The organism is Anaerosphaera multitolerans, assembly GCF_004006535.1.
GTDB lineage: Bacteria > Bacillota > Clostridia > Tissierellales > Peptoniphilaceae > Anaerosphaera > Anaerosphaera multitolerans.
On record NZ_RLIH01000007.1, the window covers coordinates 23997 to 46765 of the forward strand.

Annotated in this window: 23 protein-coding genes; 19 read left to right on the forward strand and 4 right to left on the reverse strand. The window is 34.7% G+C overall.

Going from position 1 to position 22769, the window contains the following annotated elements; all coding sequences use genetic code 11:
* Nucleotides 1-106: 106 nt before the first annotated feature.
* Nucleotides 107-382 carry a hypothetical protein gene (locus EF514_RS06035; RefSeq protein WP_127724533.1) on the reverse strand — a complete coding sequence of 92 codons (276 nt, stop codon included), beginning with the start codon at nt 380-382 and terminating at the stop codon, nt 107-109.
* 402 nt (nt 383-784) lie between these two features.
* On the opposite strand from EF514_RS06035, the gene EF514_RS06040 reads away from it, so the two are divergent.
* Nucleotides 785-1882 (forward strand): Glu/Leu/Phe/Val family dehydrogenase, encoded by a 1098-nt coding sequence (locus EF514_RS06040; protein ID WP_127724534.1) that lies wholly within the window; start codon nt 785-787, stop codon nt 1880-1882.
* A 28-nt stretch (nt 1883-1910) separates the two neighbouring features.
* The gene (locus tag EF514_RS06045) at nt 1911-2294 is read left to right on the forward strand and encodes a DUF6608 family protein (RefSeq protein WP_127724535.1); all 384 of its coding nucleotides are present in this window, start codon (nt 1911-1913) and stop codon (nt 2292-2294) included.
* A 110-nt stretch (nt 2295-2404) separates the two neighbouring features.
* Here the strand turns inward: EF514_RS06045 and EF514_RS06050 are convergent, their stop codons facing one another.
* Together EF514_RS06050 and EF514_RS06055 are read right to left on the reverse strand one after the other, a co-directional pair.
* Nucleotides 2405-2602 carry a DUF1858 domain-containing protein gene (locus EF514_RS06050; RefSeq protein WP_127724536.1) on the reverse strand — a complete coding sequence of 66 codons (198 nt, stop codon included), beginning with the start codon at nt 2600-2602 and terminating at the stop codon, nt 2405-2407.
* Between the two features lie 32 nt (nt 2603-2634).
* On the reverse strand, nt 2635-3552 hold the full coding sequence (locus EF514_RS06055; RefSeq protein WP_127724537.1) for a stalk domain-containing protein: 918 nt from the start codon (nt 3550-3552) through the stop codon (nt 2635-2637).
* 319 nt (nt 3553-3871) lie between these two features.
* Between EF514_RS06055 and EF514_RS06060 the strand changes: the two genes are divergently transcribed.
* The 9 genes from EF514_RS06060 (at nt 3872) to EF514_RS06100 (ending at nt 13142) form a co-directional block, all read left to right on the forward strand.
* The gene (locus EF514_RS06060) at nt 3872-4252 is read left to right on the forward strand and encodes an OadG family protein (RefSeq protein WP_240649020.1); all 381 of its coding nucleotides are present in this window, start codon (nt 3872-3874) and stop codon (nt 4250-4252) included.
* A gap of 33 nt (nt 4253-4285) precedes the next feature.
* Nucleotides 4286-4696 carry a biotin/lipoyl-containing protein gene (locus tag EF514_RS06065; protein ID WP_127724538.1) on the forward strand — a complete coding sequence of 137 codons (411 nt, stop codon included), beginning with the start codon at nt 4286-4288 and terminating at the stop codon, nt 4694-4696.
* A gap of 17 nt (nt 4697-4713) precedes the next feature.
* Nucleotides 4714-5853 (forward strand): sodium ion-translocating decarboxylase subunit beta, encoded by a 1140-nt coding sequence (locus EF514_RS06070; RefSeq protein ID WP_127724539.1) that lies wholly within the window; start codon nt 4714-4716, stop codon nt 5851-5853.
* A 91-nt stretch (nt 5854-5944) separates the two neighbouring features.
* Nucleotides 5945-6907: a glutaconate CoA-transferase subunit A gene (gene gctA, locus EF514_RS06075; RefSeq protein ID WP_127724540.1), complete on the forward strand. Its 963-nt coding sequence runs from the start codon at nt 5945-5947 to the stop codon at nt 6905-6907.
* Complete coding sequence (gene gctB / locus EF514_RS06080) at nt 6907-7701, forward strand: glutaconate CoA-transferase subunit B (protein WP_127724541.1); 795 nt, start codon at nt 6907-6909, stop codon at nt 7699-7701. The genes gctA and gctB overlap by 1 nt, the downstream gene beginning before the upstream one ends.
* Nucleotides 7702-7715: 14 nt before the next feature.
* Nucleotides 7716-9476, forward strand: coding sequence for an acyl-CoA carboxylase subunit beta (locus EF514_RS06085; protein ID WP_127724542.1), 1761 nt, complete (start codon nt 7716-7718; stop codon nt 9474-9476).
* Between the two features lie 359 nt (nt 9477-9835).
* Nucleotides 9836-10630 carry an acyl-CoA dehydratase activase gene (locus EF514_RS06090; RefSeq protein WP_164845560.1) on the forward strand — a complete coding sequence of 265 codons (795 nt, stop codon included), beginning with the start codon at nt 9836-9838 and terminating at the stop codon, nt 10628-10630.
* Nucleotides 10631-10649: 19 nt separating this feature from the next.
* Nucleotides 10650-11975, forward strand: a complete 1326-nt coding sequence (locus tag EF514_RS06095; protein WP_127724544.1) for a 2-hydroxyacyl-CoA dehydratase subunit D — start codon at nt 10650-10652, stop codon at nt 11973-11975.
* 18 nt (nt 11976-11993) lie between these two features.
* A complete protein-coding gene (locus tag EF514_RS06100) occupies nt 11994-13142 on the forward strand; it encodes a 2-hydroxyacyl-CoA dehydratase subunit D (RefSeq protein WP_127724545.1) in 1149 nt (382 codons plus the stop codon).
* Between the two features lie 52 nt (nt 13143-13194).
* Here EF514_RS06100 and EF514_RS06105 read toward each other — a convergent pair whose 3' ends face one another.
* A complete protein-coding gene (locus EF514_RS06105; RefSeq protein WP_127724546.1) occupies nt 13195-13788 on the reverse strand; it encodes a leucine-rich repeat domain-containing protein in 594 nt (197 codons plus the stop codon).
* 391 nt (nt 13789-14179) lie between these two features.
* Here EF514_RS06105 and EF514_RS06110 point away from each other — a divergent pair, with 391 nt between their 5' ends.
* The 8 genes from EF514_RS06110 (at nt 14180) to EF514_RS06145 (ending at nt 22769) form a co-directional block, all read left to right on the forward strand.
* Nucleotides 14180-15229: an L-threonylcarbamoyladenylate synthase gene (locus EF514_RS06110; RefSeq protein ID WP_127724547.1), complete on the forward strand. Its 1050-nt coding sequence runs from the start codon at nt 14180-14182 to the stop codon at nt 15227-15229.
* Between the two features lie 10 nt (nt 15230-15239).
* Nucleotides 15240-15869 carry a uracil phosphoribosyltransferase gene (gene upp, locus EF514_RS06115; protein ID WP_127724548.1) on the forward strand — a complete coding sequence of 210 codons (630 nt, stop codon included), beginning with the start codon at nt 15240-15242 and terminating at the stop codon, nt 15867-15869.
* A 14-nt stretch (nt 15870-15883) separates the two neighbouring features.
* A complete protein-coding gene (locus EF514_RS06120; RefSeq protein WP_127724549.1) occupies nt 15884-16912 on the forward strand; it encodes a glycosyltransferase family 4 protein in 1029 nt (342 codons plus the stop codon).
* Nucleotide 16913: 1 nt separating this feature from the next.
* A complete protein-coding gene (gene wecB / locus EF514_RS06125) occupies nt 16914-18023 on the forward strand; it encodes a non-hydrolyzing UDP-N-acetylglucosamine 2-epimerase (RefSeq protein WP_127724550.1) in 1110 nt (369 codons plus the stop codon).
* A gap of 389 nt (nt 18024-18412) precedes the next feature.
* Nucleotides 18413-19594, forward strand: coding sequence for an acetyl-CoA C-acetyltransferase (locus EF514_RS06130; RefSeq protein WP_127724551.1), 1182 nt, complete (start codon nt 18413-18415; stop codon nt 19592-19594).
* A 23-nt stretch (nt 19595-19617) separates the two neighbouring features.
* A complete protein-coding gene (locus EF514_RS06135) occupies nt 19618-20397 on the forward strand; it encodes an enoyl-CoA hydratase-related protein (RefSeq protein ID WP_127724552.1) in 780 nt (259 codons plus the stop codon).
* Between the two features lie 26 nt (nt 20398-20423).
* Nucleotides 20424-21260, forward strand: a complete 837-nt coding sequence (locus tag EF514_RS06140; protein ID WP_127724553.1) for a 3-hydroxybutyryl-CoA dehydrogenase — start codon at nt 20424-20426, stop codon at nt 21258-21260.
* Between the two features lie 123 nt (nt 21261-21383).
* Nucleotides 21384-22769, forward strand: coding sequence for an APC family permease (locus EF514_RS06145; protein ID WP_127724554.1), 1386 nt, complete (start codon nt 21384-21386; stop codon nt 22767-22769).

Here is a 22769-nt window from a genome sequence, read left to right on the forward strand (position 1 = left end):
GAGGCATTTATAAATTGAATCCCTAAATCAGGACAAGGATTTGGTTTTTTTTAATGTCAAAATATTAAGGTTAAATTAACTGAATAGACAATATAAAAAAATTATTTTAAATTAAGTTTGTAAATATTAAAAACACTTGGACTAGTAGTATTATTGACCAAGATATTAAGGTGAAAAGGTGTTTTTTAGTCCGTAAGTATGCAAGACTATAGGCTATTATATTTCCCAATGCAAAAGTTGTAATTCCCAACATAATAAAGGTTTTTGAATTTAAAAGCTTAGTTAGAGGGATGATACCACATAGTATAATTATTAATGCTATTAGGCTGAATATCGTTAATATAAAGTTTTCTTTTTTATTTAACATATTTTCGCTTTTCATATTTTCTCCTTAAAGACTTAATAAGTATCTGTTTTTAAAGGGCTATAATCTTGGAATCTAAATGTGATTTTAAATATAGATGAAAGTTATATTGTAGACTTCAATAAATGTATGTAACATTGGTAAGATATAAGGTGTTTACATATAATTTTATCATATTTTATATGAGAGTACTTGGGTTTTCGAATATTCTAAATAAATGCAGTGTTAATACAGATTTTTATAAAGAGTTTTGAAAATCTATTTTAAATTCCTGGGTAAAAGTGTAAAATATAGAAAATCATTTATGTTTGATAAATAGTGTGTTATGGAAAATTTTAAACAGGTGAATATATAATATTTTGCTGGTTTAGAATATGAGGTAGAAAAAATTTAATGCACTGTATTTGGAAGGAGATTATTATGGAAATATTTAAGACTTTGGAAAGTTATGATTATGAGGAAATTGTATTTTGTCAAGATAGAGAAAGCGGTTTAAAGGCAATTATATGTATTCATGATACTACTTTAGGACCAGCCCTTGGAGGTTTAAGGTACTGGGAATATAAAAATGAAAAAGATGCTATAACAGATGCCTTTCGTTTAGCAAGGGGAATGACTTATAAAAACGCTGCTGCAGGCGTTGATGTTGGAGGAGCTAAGGCAGTATTACTGAAGGATCCCAAAAGGCCTAAAAGTGAGGGGCAAATAAGAGCTTTTGGGAAATTTGTTGAAGGACTAAACGGCAGGTACATAACGGCAGAGGATGTAGGTACTACTGAGCAGGATATGGATTGGATTTATACGGAAACTGACTACGTTGTAGGTACTTCCACAAAGCCCGGAACATCAGGTAATCCTTCACCGGTAACGGCTCACGGAATATTCTTCGGACTAAAAGCAGCAGTAAAGGAAGCTTTCGGTTCAGATAATCTCAGCGGGAGAAGTGTAGTGGTTCAGGGCACTGGAAATGTGGGACTTCTCCTAGTTGAAAAACTTATATCTGAGGGAGCTAAAGTATATGTGGCAGATTTAAATGAAGAGTCTGTTGGAAAAGCTGTGGAAATGGGAGCAGTTGAAGTGGGAATTGATGAAGTATATACCATGGATGTAGATATTTATGCCCCTTGTGCTCTAGGTGCCGTTATAAATGATGAAACGACAACTAAAATAAAAGCAAGGGTAATAGCAGGCTCAGCTAATAATCAGCTTGCAGATATAAAACACGGAGATGTTTTAATGGAAAGAGGAATAGTCTATGCTCCGGATTTTATTATAAATGCAGGTGGAGTTATAAATGTAGTTGACGAAATGCATGGCGGCTATGACTTAGAAAGAGCTATGAGAAAGGTTGAAAATATTTACTATCAAGTGGAGAAAGTATTTGCAATAGCTAAACGAGACAATATATCTACAGCCTTGGCTGCAAATATACTGGCTGAAGAGAGAATAAAAGCAGTAAGAAATACGAAAAAGATATTTGTTCCCCATAAGAACAATATATTAAAAGGGCTACAATGAAAATAAAACACATAGCTTGGAGGGAAAATTGAACTTAAAAAAGGAAAAGCTGGTTGATTTTATCACGATTTACAGTGTAATATTTACATTTGCTACTATACTTAGCAGTATTGTTCAGCTAAGTATAATGGATAGGTTAGAGGACACAAATTCACATATACTTTTTAGGGCAGTAGTGGTATTAATTGGAACTTTATCTTATAAAATTGAAGTAAAGTTAAAGAGTGGAAATAAAATAGTTGAAGTGTTAGTAAATTATGTTGTAGTTATGGCTATCGTATTAATTTTCGTATTTATCAGCGGATTTTTTGAAGAACTACATCCAAATGCATATAGAGATATAATTTTAAACTTCACTCCTTTCTTTATTGTTTTAACCTTGATTAAAGAATTTAATTTTAAAAGGAAATGAAATGAAAAATCAGGTTCTTAAAAAGGTAATTAGATTTTAATTCAATATAAAAATCTATAAAATAAAAGCACCGATGTCAATTTTTGACAGGGTGCTTTTTAATTTTTGCCTTAAGCTTCTTCAGTTTTGTTAAGAGCATCTACAAGTAAGTTAACATCTAAACCATGAACCATTGAAGCTTCTTCTAAAGTTTCAAGTTGGCTTGCAGGACACATTACACATCCCATACCAAAACTCATAAGAGTTCCAATAGCTTCCGGTTTATTTGTAAGGATTTCTCCTATAACAGTATCTTTATTTACTTTCATAATATCCCTCCTATTATATTATACCACTATTTTCAGTTTTTAAATTCCAATATTGAAAAGCTTCTGAAATTTTGTGGGCTTGCTTCTCCAACATAGTAGCCCAAAACAATTCTAAAGTCCTTAGAGTCGTTTATCTTTGAAGTAAGCGATTTTAAATTTATATTTCCACTTGCATTTTCAAAGTAAGTTTCTTCTCCCTGTTCAACTTTAAAAATTGGAGTGAAATTTAAGGAGCCCTTAATTTTAAAAAGCAGAGGAGCTATTTTTACTGTATTTTTTCCATCGTCATACTCTACTTTTGCAGAGAATTGTCTTTCGTCTGTGGAAAGCAAAACTGCAGATTCTATATTGGAGATAAAGTCGTCCATGGTTATGTCTTTCTTTTCTCCTATTTTAAATTCCTGTTTGTTACTTAAAGTATCTACGGCAAAACTTTTAAAAGTAACTTCTTCTCGCTCAATTAAATCTGTAGGTTCCACCTTTTCGGATTTAATTAGGATGGTTCTTGAACTTTCATCATAGTCCACATAAAATCCTATAGTCTTGCCCAGGTCTCTAAGTTTAAAGTAGTTGTTACCGTTTATATAGTAAGCGGTGTAATTAACTATTTCCCCATCTATATAGACCTTTTGAGATGACTTCTTTGATTCTGTATCTTTAGAAGTTGAAACTGCAAGATCAGTGGGAAGCTTGGCATAATTTTTATTTCTGCTTATTTCAATTATATTTTTGGAACTGTTGTATTCTACGTTAAACTGCGCCTCTGTCCCGTTTAAAATTGCAGCTATATCTCTAAGTTTAAAGTAGTTGTTTCCTTCAATACTATAGCCTTCAATTTCAATCTTTTGTCCGTCTAAAGTAACGTCTTGTTCTGTGGGAACTACTTTTGCGCTGGCAGTAGTACCAAGTAGCATTACGAAGAACAATGACAAAACTAAAGTTTTTTTCATTTAAATACCTCCATATATGTTATATATATTTTATAACATAAGTGGAGCTATTACTAAAGTTAATTGTGAAATTAATTTTAAATTTACATAAAAATAAATTTTGTGGTGATTTCGCTTAGTCTGATCTAGACAGATAAATAAAGGTATTCTTTTTTACTTATAATGCTTTATTATAGTAAAGGAATGCGTAAAAAGTAATTTACATTTACGTTGTTTTTTTGACAAAGTTTGGTTGATATTATAATCCCATTTTGCTATAATGAGTTTAAAGTTGAAATTAATTTTACTATATGGAATTACATATTAGGAGGTGTAGATTTTGAGTGGTGTTATTATGACAATGGGGACAGTAGGTGATGCATTAAAAATATCAGCAACAGGTTTTGCGTTAGTATTTTTAGCTTTAGTTTGTCTAGGAGTTTTTATTACAATTGTTTCTAAAATTGTAGGTGCAATTGAAAAGAATACTCCCAAGGGAGATGCAGGTCCAAAACAACCCGCAAAGCCAACTGCAAAACCGGTAGTAGAGGACAAGGTAGATACAGCTTTATTAGCGGCTATAATAGGAGCTGTAAGTGAAGAAACAAAACTATCTGTAGACAAGTTTACTATAACTTCAATTGAAGAGCGTAAAAGTGATGATGCTCTTGTGGCAGCAATAGTGGGAGCAGTAAGTGCAGAAGCAGATTTATCTAATTAACAACAAAAATAATATTAATAAAGGAGTAGAAGCATGAAATATCAAGTAAAAGTAGATGGAAAAGTTTTTGAAGTAGAAGTAGAAAAAGTATCAGGTGGAGCTAAGTCTTTAACAATGGCTGATTTTGGAGCACCAGCACAAGCTGCACCACAACCGGCACAACCAGCTCCAGCACCAAAGGCAGCACCGGCACCAGCTCCAGAAGCGCCAAAGGCTAGCGCAGCGTCAACAGGTGGAGAACAAATTTTATCACCAATGCCAGGAAATATTTGGAAAATTGTAGCAGCAGAAGGTTCTCAAGTAGAAGCTGGAGATGTAGTACTTATATTAGAAGCTATGAAGATGGAAAACGAAATCGTAGCACCGGTATCAGGTACAGTTTCAATTAAAGTAAACCAAGGAGACAATGTAGATACAGATCAACTTCTAGCTGAAGTTAAATAAGATAAAGGGAGTTAACGATGAGTTTTTTTAGTATATTATCAGAAATCTTGTCTCAGTCAGGATTTGCACATCTTGAGTGGAGAAATATGGTAATGTTTTTAATAGCTTTTATTCTTATTTACTTAGCTATTAGAAAGGGCTTTGAGCCGTTACTACTTCTTCCGATAGCTTTCGGTATGCTACTTGCGAATTTACCTGAAGCAAATCTAATGCTTGAGACTGAACCTTGGTATGATCAAGGTGTTTTAAGAATTATTTACAGCGGGGTAAAATCCAACCTATTCCCTTGTTTAATATTTATGGGTGTAGGGGCTATGACGGATTTTGGTCCTTTAATTTCAAATCCAATATCACTGTTATTGGGTTCAGCAGCACAGTTTGGTATCTACACAGCTTTTACATTGGCAGTAGCAACAGGACTGTTTACTATGGAGGAAGCAGCTTCAATAGCAATTATAGGTGGAGCTGACGGACCTACAGCAATTTATACAACAAATGCATTGGCACCACACTTACTTGCGCCAATTGCAGTGGCAGCCTATTCATACATGGCACTAATACCTTTAATTCAACCGCCTATTATGAAACTTCTTACCACTCAAAAAGAACGTGAAACAAAAATGGTTGAATTAAGAAAAATTTCTAAAACTGAGAAAATTGTATTTCCGGTAGTAGTAGTGTTATTTACAGCACTATTGTTACCATCAGTTGCACCGCTACTTGGATTGTTGATGTTGGGTAACCTATTTAAAGAATCCGGAGTAGTTGATAGATTGTCTGATACAGCTCAAAATGCTTTAATGAATATAGTTACTATAATGTTAGGCTTAACTGTTGGGGCAACTGCAAATGGGGAGATTTTCCTTAGTGTTAAAACTTTGGCAATTATTGGACTTGGACTTTTTGCCTTTGCATTTTCAACTGCAGGAGGAGTCTTATTCGGAAAAGTACTTTACTATGCAACTGGAGGTAAGATAAATCCTCTAATAGGTTCAGCAGGAGTTTCTGCAGTACCTATGGCAGCGAGAGTATCGCAAGTTGAAGGAAGAAAGTACAATCCGACAAACTTCTTACTGATGCACGCAATGGGACCAAACGTTGCTGGAGTAATAGGATCTGCTGTAGCGGCAGGGGTGTTCCTAATAATTTTTGGTTAATAAAACTTACAGTTGAGAATCCTAGGGTTCTCAATTGTTTATGTTTAAATATAATAAGTATGTTAGTGTAAAAATATAAGGAGGTATTACTTTGAGTAAAGTTTATAGTTTAAAGGATGCTATAAGTAAATTCGTAGAAGATGGAGATGTAATGTCTTTTGGCGGATTTACAACAAACAGAAAACCCTATGCAGCTGTATATGAAATTCTTAGACAAGGACAAAAGGATTTTATAGGTGAAGCAGGACCTGCAGGTGGAGATTGGGATATGCTAATTGGAGAAGGCAGAGTTAAGGCATATATAAATTGCTACACTGCGAACTCAGGCTATACTAACGTTTCCAGAAGATTTAGAGCAGCTGTTGAAAAGGGCGAGCTTTTAATGGAAGACTACTCTCAAGACGTAGAGATGTTAAGACTTCATGCAGCTTCTTTAGGATTACCGTACTTAGCAGTTAAGCTTATGATGGGTACAGATGTTGCTGAAAAATGGGGAATTTCAAGAGAAGAAAGAGAAAAAATCGATAAACTTCCAAATGATAAATTCTTTTACTTAGACAATCCTTTTAAAGAAGGAGATAAGGTAATAGCAGTACCGGTTCCAAAAATTGATACAGCTATTATTCACGTACAGATGGCTTCTCCGGATGGAACTTGTAGAATAATCGGAGATGAATTCCATGATGTAGATATTGCAGTAGCAGCAAGAAAAACTATCGTAACTTGTGAAGAATTAGTAAGTAATGAAGAAATAAGAAGAGAGCCTACTTTGAATTCAATACCAGGATTCTGTGTAGATGCAGTAGTTCATGTGCCTTACGGAGCACATCCTTCTCAATGTTATGATTACTACGACTATGATGCAGACTTTTTCAAAATGTACAACGTAGTAAGTAAGACTGATGAAGATTTCGCTGATTATATGAAAGAATGGGTTTATGATATTGAAGATCACGACCAATATTTAACTAAATTAGGAGCTACTAGACTTATTAATTTACATGTTGTTCCGGGCTTTGGATATGCTACTAATGTTCTAAAGGAGGAAAAATAATGGCAAGATACGATAATTATACAAATAAAGAAATGCAAGCTGTTACTATAGGTAGACAGATAAAGGACGGTCAAATTGTAATAGTTGGTACAGGCCTTCCACTAATCGGTGCTTCACTAGCTAAGAGAGTATATGCACCGGATTGTACACTTATAGTGGAAAGTGGTTTAATGGACTGTGCACCAATTGAGGTTCCAAGATCTGTTGGAGATAACAGACTTATGGCACACTGTGCTGTTCAATGGCCTAATATTAGATTTATAGGCTTTGAAGCTTGTGAGTGGCAACATGATAAAAAAAGAATGGTTGCTTTCATAGGCGGAGCTCAAATTGACCCTTACGGAAACGTAAACTCAACAGTAATAGGAGATTATAACAACCCTAAAACCAGATTTACCGGTTCAGGTGGAGCAAATGGAATTGCAACATACACTAACACAATTATTATGATGCAACACGAAAAAAGAAGATTTATGGAAAAAATTGACTATATTACTTCTCCAGGCTGGATGGACGGCCCTGGGGGACGTGAAAGAGCTGGACTTCCAGGAAATGTTGGTCCTCAAATGGTAGTAACTGATAGAGGTATTATGAAGTTCGATGAAGAAACTAAGAAAATGTACCTTGCTGGATACTATCCAACTTCAAGTCCTGAAGAAATAATAGAAAACACTGGTTTTGATATTGATGTTTCAAAGGCTGTTCTATTAGATGAACCTGAGGAAAGTGTAATTAAGTTAATTAGAGAAGAAATAGATCCAGGACAAGCTTTCATTCAAGTTCCTAAGGAATAATAAGGAGGATATTAATGGGACAATATTCAATGAACTCGTATTTTAAAAATATGGGAACTATCGGTGGACCTCTTAAGGCTGCTGATGCTGAGAACACAGAATTAGTTAGACAGGTAGAACAGGAAATTTATGAGCATATAGTTGCAGCTCAAAGTGCTGGTAGATCTGATGAATCTCTTAATGAATCAGGACAGTGGACAGCATTACAACGTATAGCGGAATTAGTAGATGAGGGAACTTGGTGTCCGTTAAATTCATTATTTAATCCTGAGGAAAATGATAACGGCTCAACGGGAATCGTTAAAGGACTTGGAAGAATTAACGGAAAATGGGCAGTAGTTGTGGCTTCTGACAATAAGAAACTTGCAGGAGCTTGGGTTCCAGGACAAGCTGAAAACCTAATTAGAGCAAGTGATACTGCTAAACGTTTAAGAATACCTCTAGTATATGTACTAAACTGTTCAGGTGTTAAATTTGACGTACAGGAAAAAGTTTATCCAAACAGACGTGGTGGAGGAACTCCTTTCTTTAGAAATGCTGAACTCAACCAATTGGGAGTACCTGTAATCGTTGGAATTTATGGAACTAACCCGGCAGGTGGTGGATACCACTCAATTTCACCTACAATTCTAGTAGCTCACAAAGATGCTAATATGGCAGTTGGTGGAGCGGGAATTCTTGGTGGTATGAATCCTAAGGGATATATTGATGAAGAGGGAGCAAATCAAATAGCAGATGCTACTATGAATGCTAAAAAGACAACTCCTCCGGGATCAGTAAGTGTTCACTTTGCTGAAACAGGTTTCTTTAGAGAGGTTTACGTAGAAGAAGACGGAATGATTGAGGGTATTAAAAAATATATAGATATGCTTCCTGCTTATGACTTAGATTTCTTTAGAGTAGATGATCCAAAGTACCCTGCATATGACCCTAATGATTTATATTCATTAGTTCCAATGAACCCTAAGAGAACTTACAATATCTATGAAGTTATGGCAAGATTATTTGACGGTTCAGAATTTATGGAATATAAGAACGGATATGGTCCGGAAATGGTAACAGGTCTTGCTAAGGTAAACGGACTTTTAGTGGGAGTTGTAGCAAACGTTCAAGGCTTCCTAATGAACTATCCTGAATATATTGAAAAGGGAATAGGTATTGGCGGAAAGCTTTATAGACAAGGTCTAATAAAAATGAATGAATTTGTAACTCTTTGTGCAAGAGATAAATTACCTATAATCTGGATTCAAGATACTTCCGGAATTGACGTTGGCGATGATGCAGAGAGAGCTGAGTTACTAGGACTTGGTCAATCACTTATCTATTCAATTCAGCAATCAGACCTTCCTCAACTGGAAATAACATTGAGAAAGGGTACTGCAGCGGCACACTACGTTTTAGGCGGACCTCAAGGTAATGATACAAATGCTTTCAGTTTGGGAACAGCAGCTACTGAAATTAACGTAATGAACGGTGAAACTGCTTCAGTGGCAATGTACTCAAGAAGACTTGCGAAGGATAAAAAAGCCGGAAAGGATTTACAACCTACAATTGATAAAATGAATAAATTAATTGAAGCTTATGTTGAAAAATCCAGACCGCTTTATTGTGCACAAGCTGGACTTGTAGATGAAGTTGTAAATATGAATTTATTGAGAAACTACATCCTTGCATTTACAGAAAGTGTATATCAAAATCCTGAAAAGATCTGTCCGGTACATCAAATGTTACTTCCAAGAATAATAAGGGACTTTGACAATATTTATAAGAAATAAAAGTTGAAATTGATTAAATGAGACTTTCAATAATAGACCTTAGAAATTTCGCTAAGGTCTATTATTATGATAAAAATGAAGATGAAAGCGTTACTTTATTTTAAGCTTAAGTATTAAAATATCTCAAATAATAATCCTAAAGGTAATTTACTAAGTTGAAGGCTATCAAATTTAGCACAAAGATAATATTCAGTTATAAGTCATAGCCAAAGGCTGCAAACGTTGCATTTGACAAAGATATTAATAAATAGTACAATAAAAAAGGCTATGAGGTTAAGTTTTAGCTAATAAAATGATATAATATATATAGAAATAAATGATATATAAGAGGGGATAAATAATTGAATACTATTTATACTATGGGAGTGGATATTGGTTCAACAGCTTCAAAAAGTGTAATATTGGAAAATGGAAAGAAAATAGTTGCAACTGCAGTAGTTGATGTAGGAGCGGGAACTTCCGGACCTTCAAGAGTAATGAGTGAAGTGTTGGAAAAGGCTAATTTAACTATGGATGACATCAGTTTCACTATGGCAACAGGTTACGGTAGAAATGCTTTGGAGGAAGCGGATATGCAAATGTCTGAGCTTTCCTGTCACGCTAAGGGTGCGCATTTTCTATTTCCAAATGTACACACAATTATAGATATAGGCGGACAGGATGCGAAGGCTCTTAAAATTGGCGATGGCGGTCATTTGGAAAACTTTGTAATGAATGACAAGTGTGCTGCAGGAACAGGTAGATTTTTAGACGTAATTGCAAGAGTATTGGAAGTAGATGTAAGTGACTTGCAGGATCTTGACGCAAAGGCTACAAAGGATGTAACTATTAGCTCAACTTGTACTGTATTTGCTGAATCTGAGGTTATATCTCAGCTTGCAAAGGGAACTAAAATAGAAGATATAGTAAAGGGAATCCACTACTCTATAGCAAGTAGGGTAGGTAGCTTGGCTAAGAGAATAGGCTTAAAAGACGACGTGGTATTTACCGGAGGAGTGGCTTTAAATAAAGGAATGGTAAGAGCTCTTGAGCAAAATACAGGATATAAAATTCACACAAGTCCTATGTGTCAATTAAATGGCGCCTTGGGAGCTGCCTTATTTGCTTATCAAAAGCAAAGAAATCTTGAGAGAAAGAGTAAAAAGTTAGTTTAGTCATATATAGGAGGAAAATATGGAAAAGAAAGTGTTAGAAAAGATACCTGGTATAAAGCCAAGACCGGTGGAGGGTTATAAACCTGCAGCTGCTATGCTTAGAGACGTAGTAGATAAGGTTTATGGTGAAGCTTGGGCTGCTAAGGAAAGAGGAGAACTGGTAGGATGGAGTTCATCTAAATTTCCTATTGAATTAGCAAAGGCTTTTGATTTGCACGTAGTATATCCTGAAAATCATGCTGCTACTACTGCAGCTAAAAAAGATGGTTTAAGACTTTGTCAGGCTGCTGAAGATATGGGTTATGACAATGATATCTGCGGATATGCCAGAATTAACTTGGCATATGCTGCCGGTGAGCCGACAGACTCTAGAAAGATGCCTCAACCGGATTTTGTACTATGCTGTAATAATATTTGTAATATGATGACTAAATGGTATGAGAACCTTGCAAGAATGCACAATATACCACTAATTATGGTTGACGTACCTTTTTCAAATACTGTTGAAGTACCGGAAGAAAAAGTTGATTATATGGTTGCTCAATTTGAATACGCTATTAAACAACTTGAAGAGTTAACTGGTAAGAAATTTGATGAAAAGAAATTTAAGGATGCTTGTGACGTGGCTAATAGAACAGCTGCAGCTTGGTTAAAAGCTTGTTCCTATATGCAATATAAACCATCTCCATTAAGCGGTTTTGACTTATTTAACCACATGGCTGACATTGTAGCTGCAAGATGTGATGAAGATGCTGCACTTGGTTTTGAAATACTGGCTCAAGAATTTGAACAGTCAGTTAGAGAGGGAACTTCAACTTGGGAATATCCTGAGGAGCACAGAATTCTTTTTGAAGGTATACCTTGTTGGCCGGCTCTTAGACCTTTATTTGAACCGTTGAAAAATAGCGGAGTAAACGTAACAGCTGTAGTATATGCTCCTGCATTTGGATTTAGATATGACGGAGTAAGGGAGATGGCTGCTGCATATAGTAAGGCTCCATGTTCAGTATGTATTGAAACCGGTGTTGAATGGCGTGAAACTATGGCTAAAGAAAACGGAATCAGCGGTGCTTTAGTTAACTACAACCGTAGTTGTAAACCATGGAGTGGTGCTATGCCTGAAATTGAAAGAAGATGGAAGGAAGACTTGGATATTCCAGTAGTACACTTTGACGGTGACCAAGCAGATGAGAGAAACTTCTCTACAGAGCAATACAATACAAGAGTTCAAGGTCTTGTGGAAATTATGGATGAAAGAAAAGCTGAAAGAGAAGCAAAGGGCGAAGATGTTTATACAAACTTTGAAAATACGAAAGAAACTGATTGGTCAAAACCAACTATTTAATAATGAGGGGTAGTAGCTATGAGTGAAGTTAAAAATTTGTTAGAACAATTTGAATATATTGCAAAAAATCCAAGGAAGCAACTAGATAAATACCTTGCTGAAGGTAAAAAAGCAGTGGGGATATTCCCATACTATGCTCCTGAAGAGATAGTATATGCTGGTGGAATGGTTCCTATGGGAGTTTGGGGCGGAGTAGGCCCTATTGAAAAAGCTAAGGAATACTTCCCGACATTTTATTATTCTTTAGCGCTAAGATGTTTAGAAATGGCATTAGATGGTACACTTGATGGACTATCAGCTTCAATACTTACAACTTTAGACGATACTTTAAGACCACTGTCTCAAAACTATAAAGTAAGTGCGGGAAGAGAAATACCAATGGTATTTTTAAACCATGGACAACACAGAAAAGAAGAATTTGGAAAAGTTTATAATGCGACAATTTTCAATAAGGCTAAAGAGGAATTGGAAAAAATCTGTGATGTGGAAATTACAGATGAAAACTTAAAAAAAGCTTTTGAAGTTTATAATGAAAACAGAGCTTTAAAAAGAGAGTTTATAAAACTTGCGGCTTCTCATCCGCAAACTATTAAAGCTTCCGACAGATGTTATGTATTAAAGAGTTCATACTTTATGCTAAAAGATGAACACAATGAACTTTTAAAGAAGTTAAATGAAGAGTTGAAATCTATGCCTGAGGAAGATTGGGATGGAAGTAGAGTGGTTACCAGCGGAATTATAGCTGATAATCCTGGTCTATTACAAGTTTTAGATGATTATAAAATTTGTATAGTTGCAGATGATGTGGCTCATGAGTCAAGAGGACTAAAGGTGGATATTGATATGTCCATTGAAGATCCAATGATGGCACTTGCAGATCAATTTGCACGTATGGATGAAGATCCAATACTTTACGACCCGGATATTTGGAAGAGACCTAAGTATGTAGTGGACTTGGCTATAGATAATGACGCAGATGGATGTCTACTGTTTATGATGAACTTTAACGATACTGAGGAAATGGAATATCCTTCATTGAAACAAGCCTATGAAGCAGAGGGAATACCTCTAATAAAGATGGGTTATGACCAACAAATGGAAGACTTTGGTCAAGTTAAAACTCAACTTGAAACATTTAGTGAAATGGTTCAATTAAATAGATTTTAATTAAGCTTAAATAAAAAAATCAGCTGTCAAGGCAGCTGATTTTTAATTTCAATTAAATCATATCTACATTTGTATTAGGATCAAAAGCTCTATCGTGTAAAAATTCAATGGTGCTAGGTATCTCAACGTTTAAAATGCTGTTCTTATTAAATGCATACATATCAATACTTTTAATTGATTTAGGAATCTTAATTTCAGTAAGTAAATTCTTATAAAAGGCTGAAGAACCTATTGTTTCTAAAACCTCTGGAAGTTCAAATTCTTCTAATTCATTTAATGAAAAAGCATTAATTCCAATACTTTTAACATTTGGACTCATTTTTACTTTTTTAAGTTTATTTCTATAAAATGCAAAAGCATCTATTTCTGTTACTGATTCAGGAATTTCAACTTCAACTAAACTACAAACGCCAAAGGCATCATAGCCTATAGATTCCACAGTTTTAGGTATTACTACAGAGGTCAATTTTCTTCTATAAAAAGCATTTTCGCCTATTCTCTTTACTGGCAGGCCATCAGGTGTGGTTTCGGGTATTATCATATCGGTAAGTCCTTCGTTTTTAACTCTGTCTTTACCCTTTCTAGTCATTCCTTTAAGTTCATCGCCATTAAAAATAAAATCATCATATTCCCACGGATTGTTCATATTACTCCTCCTAATATTAATATTAAAACTTCGTCATAAATAGTATAGCATAAATTGACATATTTATAAATGATATTATGATATAAATGTAGTTATTGTAAAGGTTTCATAGTTTTTTAAATAATCAATTATGAAAAATGTGAAGATAATAAATTTAAAAATATTTTCTAAATAATAAGGTAATGGAAATTTTAGCAGTATTATTATAGAGTTTTTAAAAGAGTAAATTATGCAAAATATGTTATAATATTTTCTTATAAGTATATATAATTTTTAATATTAAACCTTAAAATCTAAGATATTATTAAATTATTATAAGGGCTCTTATTTTCTTGTGTGAGTATGTAAACATTGATATAATAATATTTGTATGAAAGGTCTGATTATATAGATGAATACTGAAATAATAAAAATTGATGTAGATAATATTGAAGATGATAAAATAAAGAGGATAAGTAAGGCTTTTAAAGAGGGAAAGCTGGTAGTGTTTCCAACAGAGACTGTCTATGGGCTGGGTGCAAACGGATATGATAAGGAAGCTTGTAAGTCAATTTTTAAGGCTAAGGGCAGACCACAGGATAATCCGCTAATACTTCATATTGCTGAAATAGCTCAGGTGGAGGAATTAGTAAGCGAAATACCTGACAGTGCAAAAGATTTAATGGAAATGTTCTGGCCGGGACCTCTAACTTTGATATTGAAGAAATCTGAAAAGGTATCAGAGGTAGTGACGGCTGGGCTTGATACAGTTGCAATAAGAATGCCCTCACATAAAGTTGCAAGAGCAATTCTTAAGGATTGTATGCTTCCAATTGCTGCACCTTCTGCAAATATTTCCGGTAAACCTTCAACTACTTCTTTTAATAGAGTTCTTGAAGACTTAGGTTCAAAAGTGGATATTGTAGTTGATGGTGGCAGGTCCGATGTGGGAATTGAATCTACAGTAGTGGACTTAACTGTAAATCCGCCAATGATTTTAAGACCGGGAAAAGTTACTAAAGAAGATATTGAGGTATTAATACCCGGTATTGAAGTAGACCCCGGAATTATTGATTCAAGTAGCGAGGTAATTCCTAAGTCGCCTGGACAAAAGTATAGACACTATGCTCCCAGAGCGGAAGCGCAGTGTTTTGTAGGTGATTTGGATAAAGTTGTAAAGGAGATAAATAAAAGAGCTGAAGAAAATTCACATTTAAAGATTGCGGTGCTTGCAACAGAGGAGACTGTTAATGATTATAAGAATGTGGATTTACTTTTAAATCTTGGAAGCAGAGAAAACATGGAAGAAATAGCCGGAAATTTATTTGAAATGCTCAGACGTTGTGATGATGAAAAGGTAGATTTAATATATATTGAAGGCTTTGAAGTTAGAGGAATTGGCGCAAGTGTTATGAATAGAATTGTTAAGGCTTGTGGCGGTAAAATAATTTTTGGACTTTAGGAGGATAACAATGGGAGAATTAATAGTAATGAATCATCCGTTAATTCAACATAAATTGACAATTCTTAGAAAGAAGGAAACCGGTTCAAAGGACTTTAGGGAAATCGTAAGAGAGATGTCTGCTCTTATGGGCTATGAAGTAACTAGAGACCTTGAGACTGAAGAAGTGGAAATTGAAACGCCTTTAACCAAGACTGTCGGTAAGAAAATAAGCGGCAAAAAAGTAGCAGTAGTCCCTATTTTAAGGGCAGGTCTGGGAATGGTAGATGGAGTTTTATCCGTAGTTCCTGGTGCGAGAATAGGTCATATTGGAATGTTCAGAGATCCCGATACTTTAAACCCTGTGACCTACTATTGCAAATTACCTAAGGATATAAGTGAAAGAACTATTATCCTTTTAGATCCGATGTTGGCAACGGGAGGGTCTTTAGTTGCGGCAATAGATGAGTTAAAAAAACTTGGTGCAAAAGATATTAGATCTTTAAATATATTGGCAGCGCCTGAGGGAATAGAAGTTGTTCAAAAAAGTCACCCTGACGTTGATATTTATGTAGGATCAGTTGATGATTATTTAGATGAACATGGCTATATAATTCCAGGACTTGGAGATGCCGGGGACAGATTGTTCGGAACTAAGTAGAGAATGGAGATTATATGAAAAGTTTAATAGCACCTTTTGTAGTAGCTTTTATTATTTCTTTGGTCTTAACACCTATAGCTATTAAGTTAGCTCCTAAACTTGGCTTTATGGATATTCCTAAAGATAAGAGAAGGGTCCATAAAAAGGCCATGCCTTTAGCCGGCGGTGTTGCCATGTACTTAGCTACAATAATTAGTATTTTATATTTTTTAGAAGTAGACAGAAAAATTGTAGGCTTATTATTGGGGGCTACTATAATTGTAATTTCGGGATTAATTGATGACAGAAAAGGGTTGAGTCCAAAGATGAAAATAGTTTTTCAACTTTTGGCCGGAATATCTTTAATAGCCGGTGGTGTGAGGATCAGCTTCTTTACAAATCCTTTTTCCTTTGGAAATACTATAATTTACTTAGCCTTTCTGTCAATTCCTGTGACTTTGTTTTGGATAGTCGGAATTACAAATACAGTTAATTTAATAGATGGATTAGATGGTCTTGCTGCCGGAGTTTCTATGATATGTGCAATATCACTAATGACCATAGCCTATAAATTTGGATATGGTGACATTGCTGTAATTGCGGCAATTTTAGCCGGAGCTTGTTTTGGATTTTTACCTTTTAATTTTAATCCGGCTAAGATTTTTATGGGAGATACGGGAGCTTTATTTTTAGGTTTTGTACTTTCCTACATATCGGTAGAGGGAGTAATGAAATCGGCAGCGGCTCTTACTATATTTGTACCTGTTTTAATTTTGGGAGTGCCGGTATTTGATACGGCATTTGCAATGGTTCGTAGAAAATTAAGCGGGAAGAGTATGGTGCAGGCAGATAAGGGACATTTACACCATAGACTTTTAGATTTAGGTCTTAGTCAAAGACAGACAGTACTGGTCCTCTATATAATTTCTATAATATTTGGAATCCTAGCTAATTTAGTTTCGGATTTTAATTCTAAAGTAGGGCTTGTCATTTCAATTTTAATTGTTGCGGCAATATTGCTAATAGGAGTAATGACAGGTATGTTTAGGTCAAAGGAGGAATAGAATGAAAGTACTTACAGTTTTTGGAACCAGACCTGAAGCTATAAAAATGGCTCCGATTGTAAAAGAGCTTGAAAAAAGAGAAAATATTAAATCGGTAGTGGCCGTTACGGGACAACATAGAGAGATGTTAGATCAGGTTTTGAAGATTTTTGATATAGTACCCGATTATGATATAAATATTTTTAAATCAGGGCAAACACTTACAGAGATTACAACAAATTCAATGTTAGGGCTTGAAAAAATATTTGATGAAGTAAAACCCGATGTATTACTTATACAAGGAGATACAACAACTGTATTTTCTGCGGGGCTTGCGGCATTTTATAAAAAAATAAAAATAGGTCATGTGGAGGCGGGTTTAAGATCTGGAAATATTTATTCCCCCTATCCTGAAGAGGCTAATAGGAAGTTGACAAGTGTTTTAACTAACTACCATTTTGCTCCGACTAAAAATAATAGGGAAAATCTTTTAAAAGAAGGTTACAATGAAGAAAACATTTATATTACTGGCAATACGGTAATAGATGCTCTTAAATATGCCATAGATGACAATTATGTATTTGAAGATGAACTTTTAAATAAAATAGATTTTGAAAATAAAAAAATAATTCTTTTAACTTCTCATAGAAGAGAAAATATAGGGCAGCCTATGGAAAATATATTTAAGGCTGTTTTAGACGTAGTAAGGGAAGAAGATGTGGAAGTTATATTTCCAATTCATCTAAATCCAAAAGTTAGAGAAATAGCTTACAAATACTTTAAGGGAGAAGAAAAAGTTCATTTAATAGAACCTTTGGATTACCTTCCCTTTTCAAATTTAATGAACAAGGTTTACTTAGTAATGACTGACTCAGGAGGAGTTCAGGAGGAAGCGCCCTCCCTTGGTAAGCCGGTACTTGTCTTAAGAGAAGAAACGGAGAGAATGGAAGGTGTTGAAGCCAACACAGCAAAATTATTGGGCACTGATTACAAGGTTATCTATGACAACTTGAAAGAGCTTTTACACAATGAAGAAGAATATAATAAAATGGCTCAGGCTGTAAATCCATATGGAGATGGCAGAGCGGCTAAAAAAATTATAGATATATTGGAAGAAGAGTTTAAAAAATAATCATATGAGAAATCATATGATTATTTTTTTAAAGTTAACTTGACTATAATTTTTCAAAAGTGTATAAAATAAGTAGAGTTAAAAATTGAGTTTTGAAAGAAAATTGGGTATAGTCTTATTACACACTATAATCCTGTTTACTATTATATAATTGTTCATATATTTTATATGAGAGGTTTCATAGCCTTTTACAGTATGATATACTTGAAAAAAATAGGGTATGAAAGTATAATATATCTGTATGTGGAACATAATCCGATATATGATAAATAATTGACAATATTTACTTCAATTAAGAATAATCATATAATTGGTTTTGTTATAAATGGGATTATGCTTAAATTATTGCGTTAAAATTGTAATCTTATACAATGCTTAAGGAGGATAAAATGGAAAAAATTGTAATTGCAAGTGCGGTTAGAACACCTGTGGGATCATTTGGGGGTGTATTTAAAAATGTTTCTGCAGTTGAACTTGGGGTAGTAGCGGCAAAGGAAGCTTTAAAGAGAGCTAAGGTAGCTCCGGAGGCTGTAGATGAAGTTATTTTAGGTAATGTGCTACAAGCTGGTCTTGGACAAAACGTGGCAAGACAAGTTGCAATTCATGCGGGATTGCCAGTTGAAGTTCCGGCTATGACCATTAACAAGGTTTGTGGTTCAGGACTTAGATCTGTATCTTTGGCTGCTCAAATTATTAAAGCTGGAGATGCTGAAGTGGTACTTTGCGGTGGAACAGAATCAATGTCTCAAGCTCCATTTCTTGCGACAAAGGAAAGATGGGGAGCTAAAATGGGAGACACTACTTTAGTGGATGAAATGCTTAAGGATGGATTGGTAGATGCCTTCCATAATTATCACATGGGAATAACTGCTGAAAATGTAAGTGAACAATTTGACATTACAAGAGAAGCTCAAGATCACCTTGCAACAGTTTCTCAAAACAGAGCTTCTAAAGCAAGAGCTGAAGGAGTTTTTAAAGAGGAAATAGTACCTGTTGAGATAAAAGATAGAAAAGGTAATGTAACTGTAGTAGATACTGATGAATTTATTAGAGATGGTGTAACAGAAGAAGCTTTAGGAAAGTTAAGACCGGCATTTAAAAAAGACGGTACTGTTACTGCAGGTAATGCATCGGGAATTAATGACGGAGCTGCTATGGTTGTAGTTATGACTGAGAAAAAAGCTAAGGAATTGGGAGTAGAGCCACTTGCAACTATAGTTTCATATGCCTCTGCAGGTGTGGATCCGACTATAATGGGAACAGGTCCAATTCCATCTTCAAACAAAGCATTGGAAAAGGCAGGGCTTAAAATTTCTGATTTAGATTTAATTGAAGCAAATGAAGCTTTTGCGGCACAAGCGGCAGCTGTGGCAAAAGAACTTAATTTAGATATGGATAAAGTTAATGTAAATGGAGGAGCTATAGCAATAGGTCACCCAATAGGTGCAAGTGGAGCTAGAATACTAACAACACTTTTGTATGAAATGGGTAGAAGAGATGCTAAAAAGGGACTAGCCACTTTATGTATAGGTGGAGGTCAAGGAACAGCTCTAATAGTTGAAAGAGATTAATCTATTTTAGAAAAAGAAGGTATATTATGTATAAATATTTAAAGGAAGAATTTAAGGATAATATTCTTATTGTTACTATTTCAAAGGAAGAAAGTTTAAATGCTTTAAATTCAGAGCTTTTAGAAGAACTTAACGATTATTTTACAGAACTTGCTGACAGAGAAGACGTAAAAGTTGTAATTCTAACTGGTGCAGGAAAAGCATTCGTAGCAGGGGCGGATATTAAGGAAATGTCTGAACTAAGTGCAGAGGAAGGATATAAGTTTGCAAATAAAGGAATGGAAGCTTTCTTTAAAATAGAAAGACTTAATAAGCCTGTAATAGCGGCAATAAACGGATTTGCTTTAGGAGGCGGCTGTGAACTTGCACTATCCTGTGATATTAGAATTGCATCTAAAAAAGCGAAAATAGGTCAGCCGGAAGTAGGTCTTGGTATTACACCCGGATTTGGTGGAACTCAAAGATTGCCAAGAGCAATAGGAACGTCAGATGCTAAGAGAATGATATTTACAGGTGAACACGTTTCTGCAGATGAAGCCTATAGAATAGGTTTAGTTTCAGAAGTTGTAGAACCTGAAGAATTGTTGGATAAAGCATTGGAACTTGCAAATAAAATTGCAAAAAATTCAAAAATAGCAGTTAGATATGCAAAACAAGCAATTGATACAGGAATGCAAACTGATTTAAATAGTGGAATGGACATTGAAAGGGCGAATTTCGGATTATGCTTTGCAACAGAAGACCAAAAAGAGGGAATGAAAGCATTTTTAGAAAAGAGAAGCGCTCAATTTAACGGAAAGTAAGTTTAAAAAATTTGGAGGTTTTGAGAATGAAAGTAGCAGTAATCGGCTCAGGAACAATGGGGTCAGGTATAGCCCAAGTTATAGCTCCAAAACATGAAGTTATAATAAGAGATATAGCTCCTGAAGCTTTAAAAGCGGCAGAAGAGAGAATTAAAAAAGGCTATGAAAAAAATGTGTCTAAGGAGAGAATGACCAAGGAAGAGATGGAGACAGCTCTTAAAAATATTTCAACTTCACATGATATTAATGATATAGCTGATGTGGACTTAGTAATTGAAGCTGCAACTGAAAATCCACAAGTTAAAAAAGCAATATTTAAAGAGTTGGATGAAGTATGTAAAGAATCTACAATACTTGCATCAAATACATCTTCACTTTCAATAACTGATATAGGCTCTGCAACAAATAGGCCTGAAAAAGTAATAGGAATGCACTTTTTCAATCCTGTACCTGCAATGAAATTAGTGGAGGTAATATCAGGACAACTTACTGACGATGGTGTGCAAAAGACAATTATTGAATTATCTCAAGATATTGGGAAAACTCCTGTGGAAGTTGCTGAGGCACCGGGATTTGTAGTAAATAGAATTTTAGTTCCAATGATCAATGAGGCTATTGGAATTTATGCAGATGGAATTGCAAGTGTTGAAGATATTGACAATGCAATGAAACTGGGTGCAAATCATCCAATGGGACCTTTAGCTCTGGGAGATTTAATAGGACTTGATGTAGTTCTTGCAATAATGGAAGTACTTTACAATGAATTTGGTGATACTAAGTATAGACCACATGTATTGTTGAGAAAGATGGTAAGAGCTGGACAGCTAGGTAGAAAAACTGGAAAGGGATTCTATAACTATTAATAATTTAGAAATTAAGAGCTGACTTTTAAAAGTTAGCTCTTTTTTATATAAAATTTTTAAAAATTGAATTTCACAACTTAAAATATGGTACTATAAAAATAATTAATTATAAGGAGGGAAAATATGGACAGAAAAAAACACATAGAACAGGTTACTTCTATGGAGACGGAATTTAATCGAGAAATAGGAGTTTTTGGAGGGGTCAGCATTATTGGTGGAATTATGATTGGCTCCGGAATTTTTTATCTTGGTTCTTACGTTTTAGAGAGAACCGGAATGAGTTTGGGATTATCTTTGCTTGCCTGGTTAGTTGGAGGTTTGGTAACTCTTCTTGCAGGTCTTTGTTATGCGGAATTAGGAGTAAGTATACCTAGAGCGGGAGGCTCTACAGTGTACCTTACAGAAGCCTTTCACCCTATGGTGGGTTTTTTAAGAGGATTTACAGATTGGATTATTGGTGGGCCCGGTTCAGTAGCTGCAATGGCAATTGCACTTCCATCGGCAATGAGATCTTTTTTTGAAATTTCAGATATGCAAATTAAACTGATTGCCACAGTACTTATTATATTATTGACGGTTTATAATCTATTTGGTATTAAACAAGGAGCTTTTCTACAAAATATTTCAATGGTAGCTAAGTTGGTACCGATATTAATTATTCTTTTTGCAGCTTTATTTATGGGAAAAGAAAGTCCCCAGTTGACATTAAAACCTATGGTAGGTGGAGATGCAAGTATATTTCAAATTGTAAAGATGATTGCCTTTGCAACGGTGGCAAGTTTATGGGCCTATGAAGGTTGGACAAACTTAAATTCAATGACAGAAGAGATGAAGGATCCTAAGAAAAACTTACCTAGAGCTTTATTTATTGGAATAGGTGGCATTACTGTATTGTATACTCTTTTTAACTATGCCATATATAGAGTATTGCCTTACAATGAAATAGTTTCAAATATTGAGGCGGGAAATTTATATTTGGGTACAGAGGCGGCTATTAGAGTTTTGGGGAATACAGGTGGAATAATAGTTTCAGTTGGTATGGTCCTTGCAATGTTTGGTGGACTTAACGGTTTAATAATAGCTCAGCCTAGAATGTACTATGCCATGGCAGTAGAGGGACACTTCTTTAAATCTTTTGCGGAGCTTCATCCAAAATATAGAGTTCCGACTGCTGCATTAATAGCTCAAATGATATTATCAATAATTTTGGTATTTACTAGAAATTTAGACCAACTTACTTCACTAGTAGTATTTACGGCAATGTTATATAATTTACTTACAATAGTGGCAGTTATTGTTATGAGGAAAAAATATCCTGAAATAGAAAGACCTTATAAAATGTTTTTATATCCATACAGTGTTATTTTAACTATTATTTTATTCTCAGGTCTAGTATTAAATACATTATTTGAAGATCCGGTAAATGCATTTCTTGGTCTTATAGTACAGGTTCTGGGAGTTATAGTATATATGTACTTTGATAAGAAGCTTAAAGAAGAGAAGGTGTAG

Excerpts from the sequence above, each read along its gene's own strand:
- EF514_RS06095 (WP_127724544.1), top strand. The coding sequence starts at position 10,650 with ATGGAAAAGAAAGTGTTAGAAAAGATACCTGGTATAAAGCCAAGACCG.
- EF514_RS06040 (WP_127724534.1), top strand. The coding sequence starts at position 785 with ATGGAAATATTTAAGACTTTGGAAAGTTATGATTATGAGGAAATTGTA.
- EF514_RS06070 (WP_127724539.1), top strand. The coding sequence starts at position 4,714 with ATGAGTTTTTTTAGTATATTATCAGAAATCTTGTCTCAGTCAGGATTT.
- EF514_RS06085 (WP_127724542.1), top strand. The coding sequence starts at position 7,716 with ATGGGACAATATTCAATGAACTCGTATTTTAAAAATATGGGAACTATC.
- EF514_RS06105 (WP_127724546.1), bottom strand. The coding sequence starts at position 13,788 with ATGAACAATCCGTGGGAATATGATGATTTTATTTTTAATGGCGATGAA.
- EF514_RS06120 (WP_127724549.1), top strand. The coding sequence starts at position 15,884 with ATGAAAAGTTTAATAGCACCTTTTGTAGTAGCTTTTATTATTTCTTTG.
- EF514_RS06110 (WP_127724547.1), top strand. The coding sequence starts at position 14,180 with ATGAATACTGAAATAATAAAAATTGATGTAGATAATATTGAAGATGAT.
- EF514_RS06050 (WP_127724536.1), bottom strand. The coding sequence starts at position 2,602 with ATGAAAGTAAATAAAGATACTGTTATAGGAGAAATCCTTACAAATAAA.
- EF514_RS06055 (WP_127724537.1), bottom strand. The coding sequence starts at position 3,552 with ATGAAAAAAACTTTAGTTTTGTCATTGTTCTTCGTAATGCTACTTGGT.
- gctB (WP_127724541.1), top strand. The coding sequence starts at position 6,907 with ATGGCAAGATACGATAATTATACAAATAAAGAAATGCAAGCTGTTACT.
- EF514_RS06065 (WP_127724538.1), top strand. The coding sequence starts at position 4,286 with ATGAAATATCAAGTAAAAGTAGATGGAAAAGTTTTTGAAGTAGAAGTA.
- EF514_RS06100 (WP_127724545.1), top strand. The coding sequence starts at position 11,994 with ATGAGTGAAGTTAAAAATTTGTTAGAACAATTTGAATATATTGCAAAA.
- wecB (WP_127724550.1), top strand. The coding sequence starts at position 16,914 with ATGAAAGTACTTACAGTTTTTGGAACCAGACCTGAAGCTATAAAAATG.
- EF514_RS06035 (WP_127724533.1), bottom strand. The coding sequence starts at position 382 with ATGAAAAGCGAAAATATGTTAAATAAAAAAGAAAACTTTATATTAACG.
- upp (WP_127724548.1), top strand. The coding sequence starts at position 15,240 with ATGGGAGAATTAATAGTAATGAATCATCCGTTAATTCAACATAAATTG.
- EF514_RS06130 (WP_127724551.1), top strand. The coding sequence starts at position 18,413 with ATGGAAAAAATTGTAATTGCAAGTGCGGTTAGAACACCTGTGGGATCA.
- EF514_RS06140 (WP_127724553.1), top strand. The coding sequence starts at position 20,424 with ATGAAAGTAGCAGTAATCGGCTCAGGAACAATGGGGTCAGGTATAGCC.
- EF514_RS06145 (WP_127724554.1), top strand. The coding sequence starts at position 21,384 with ATGGACAGAAAAAAACACATAGAACAGGTTACTTCTATGGAGACGGAA.
- EF514_RS06090 (WP_164845560.1), top strand. The coding sequence starts at position 9,836 with ATGGGAGTGGATATTGGTTCAACAGCTTCAAAAAGTGTAATATTGGAA.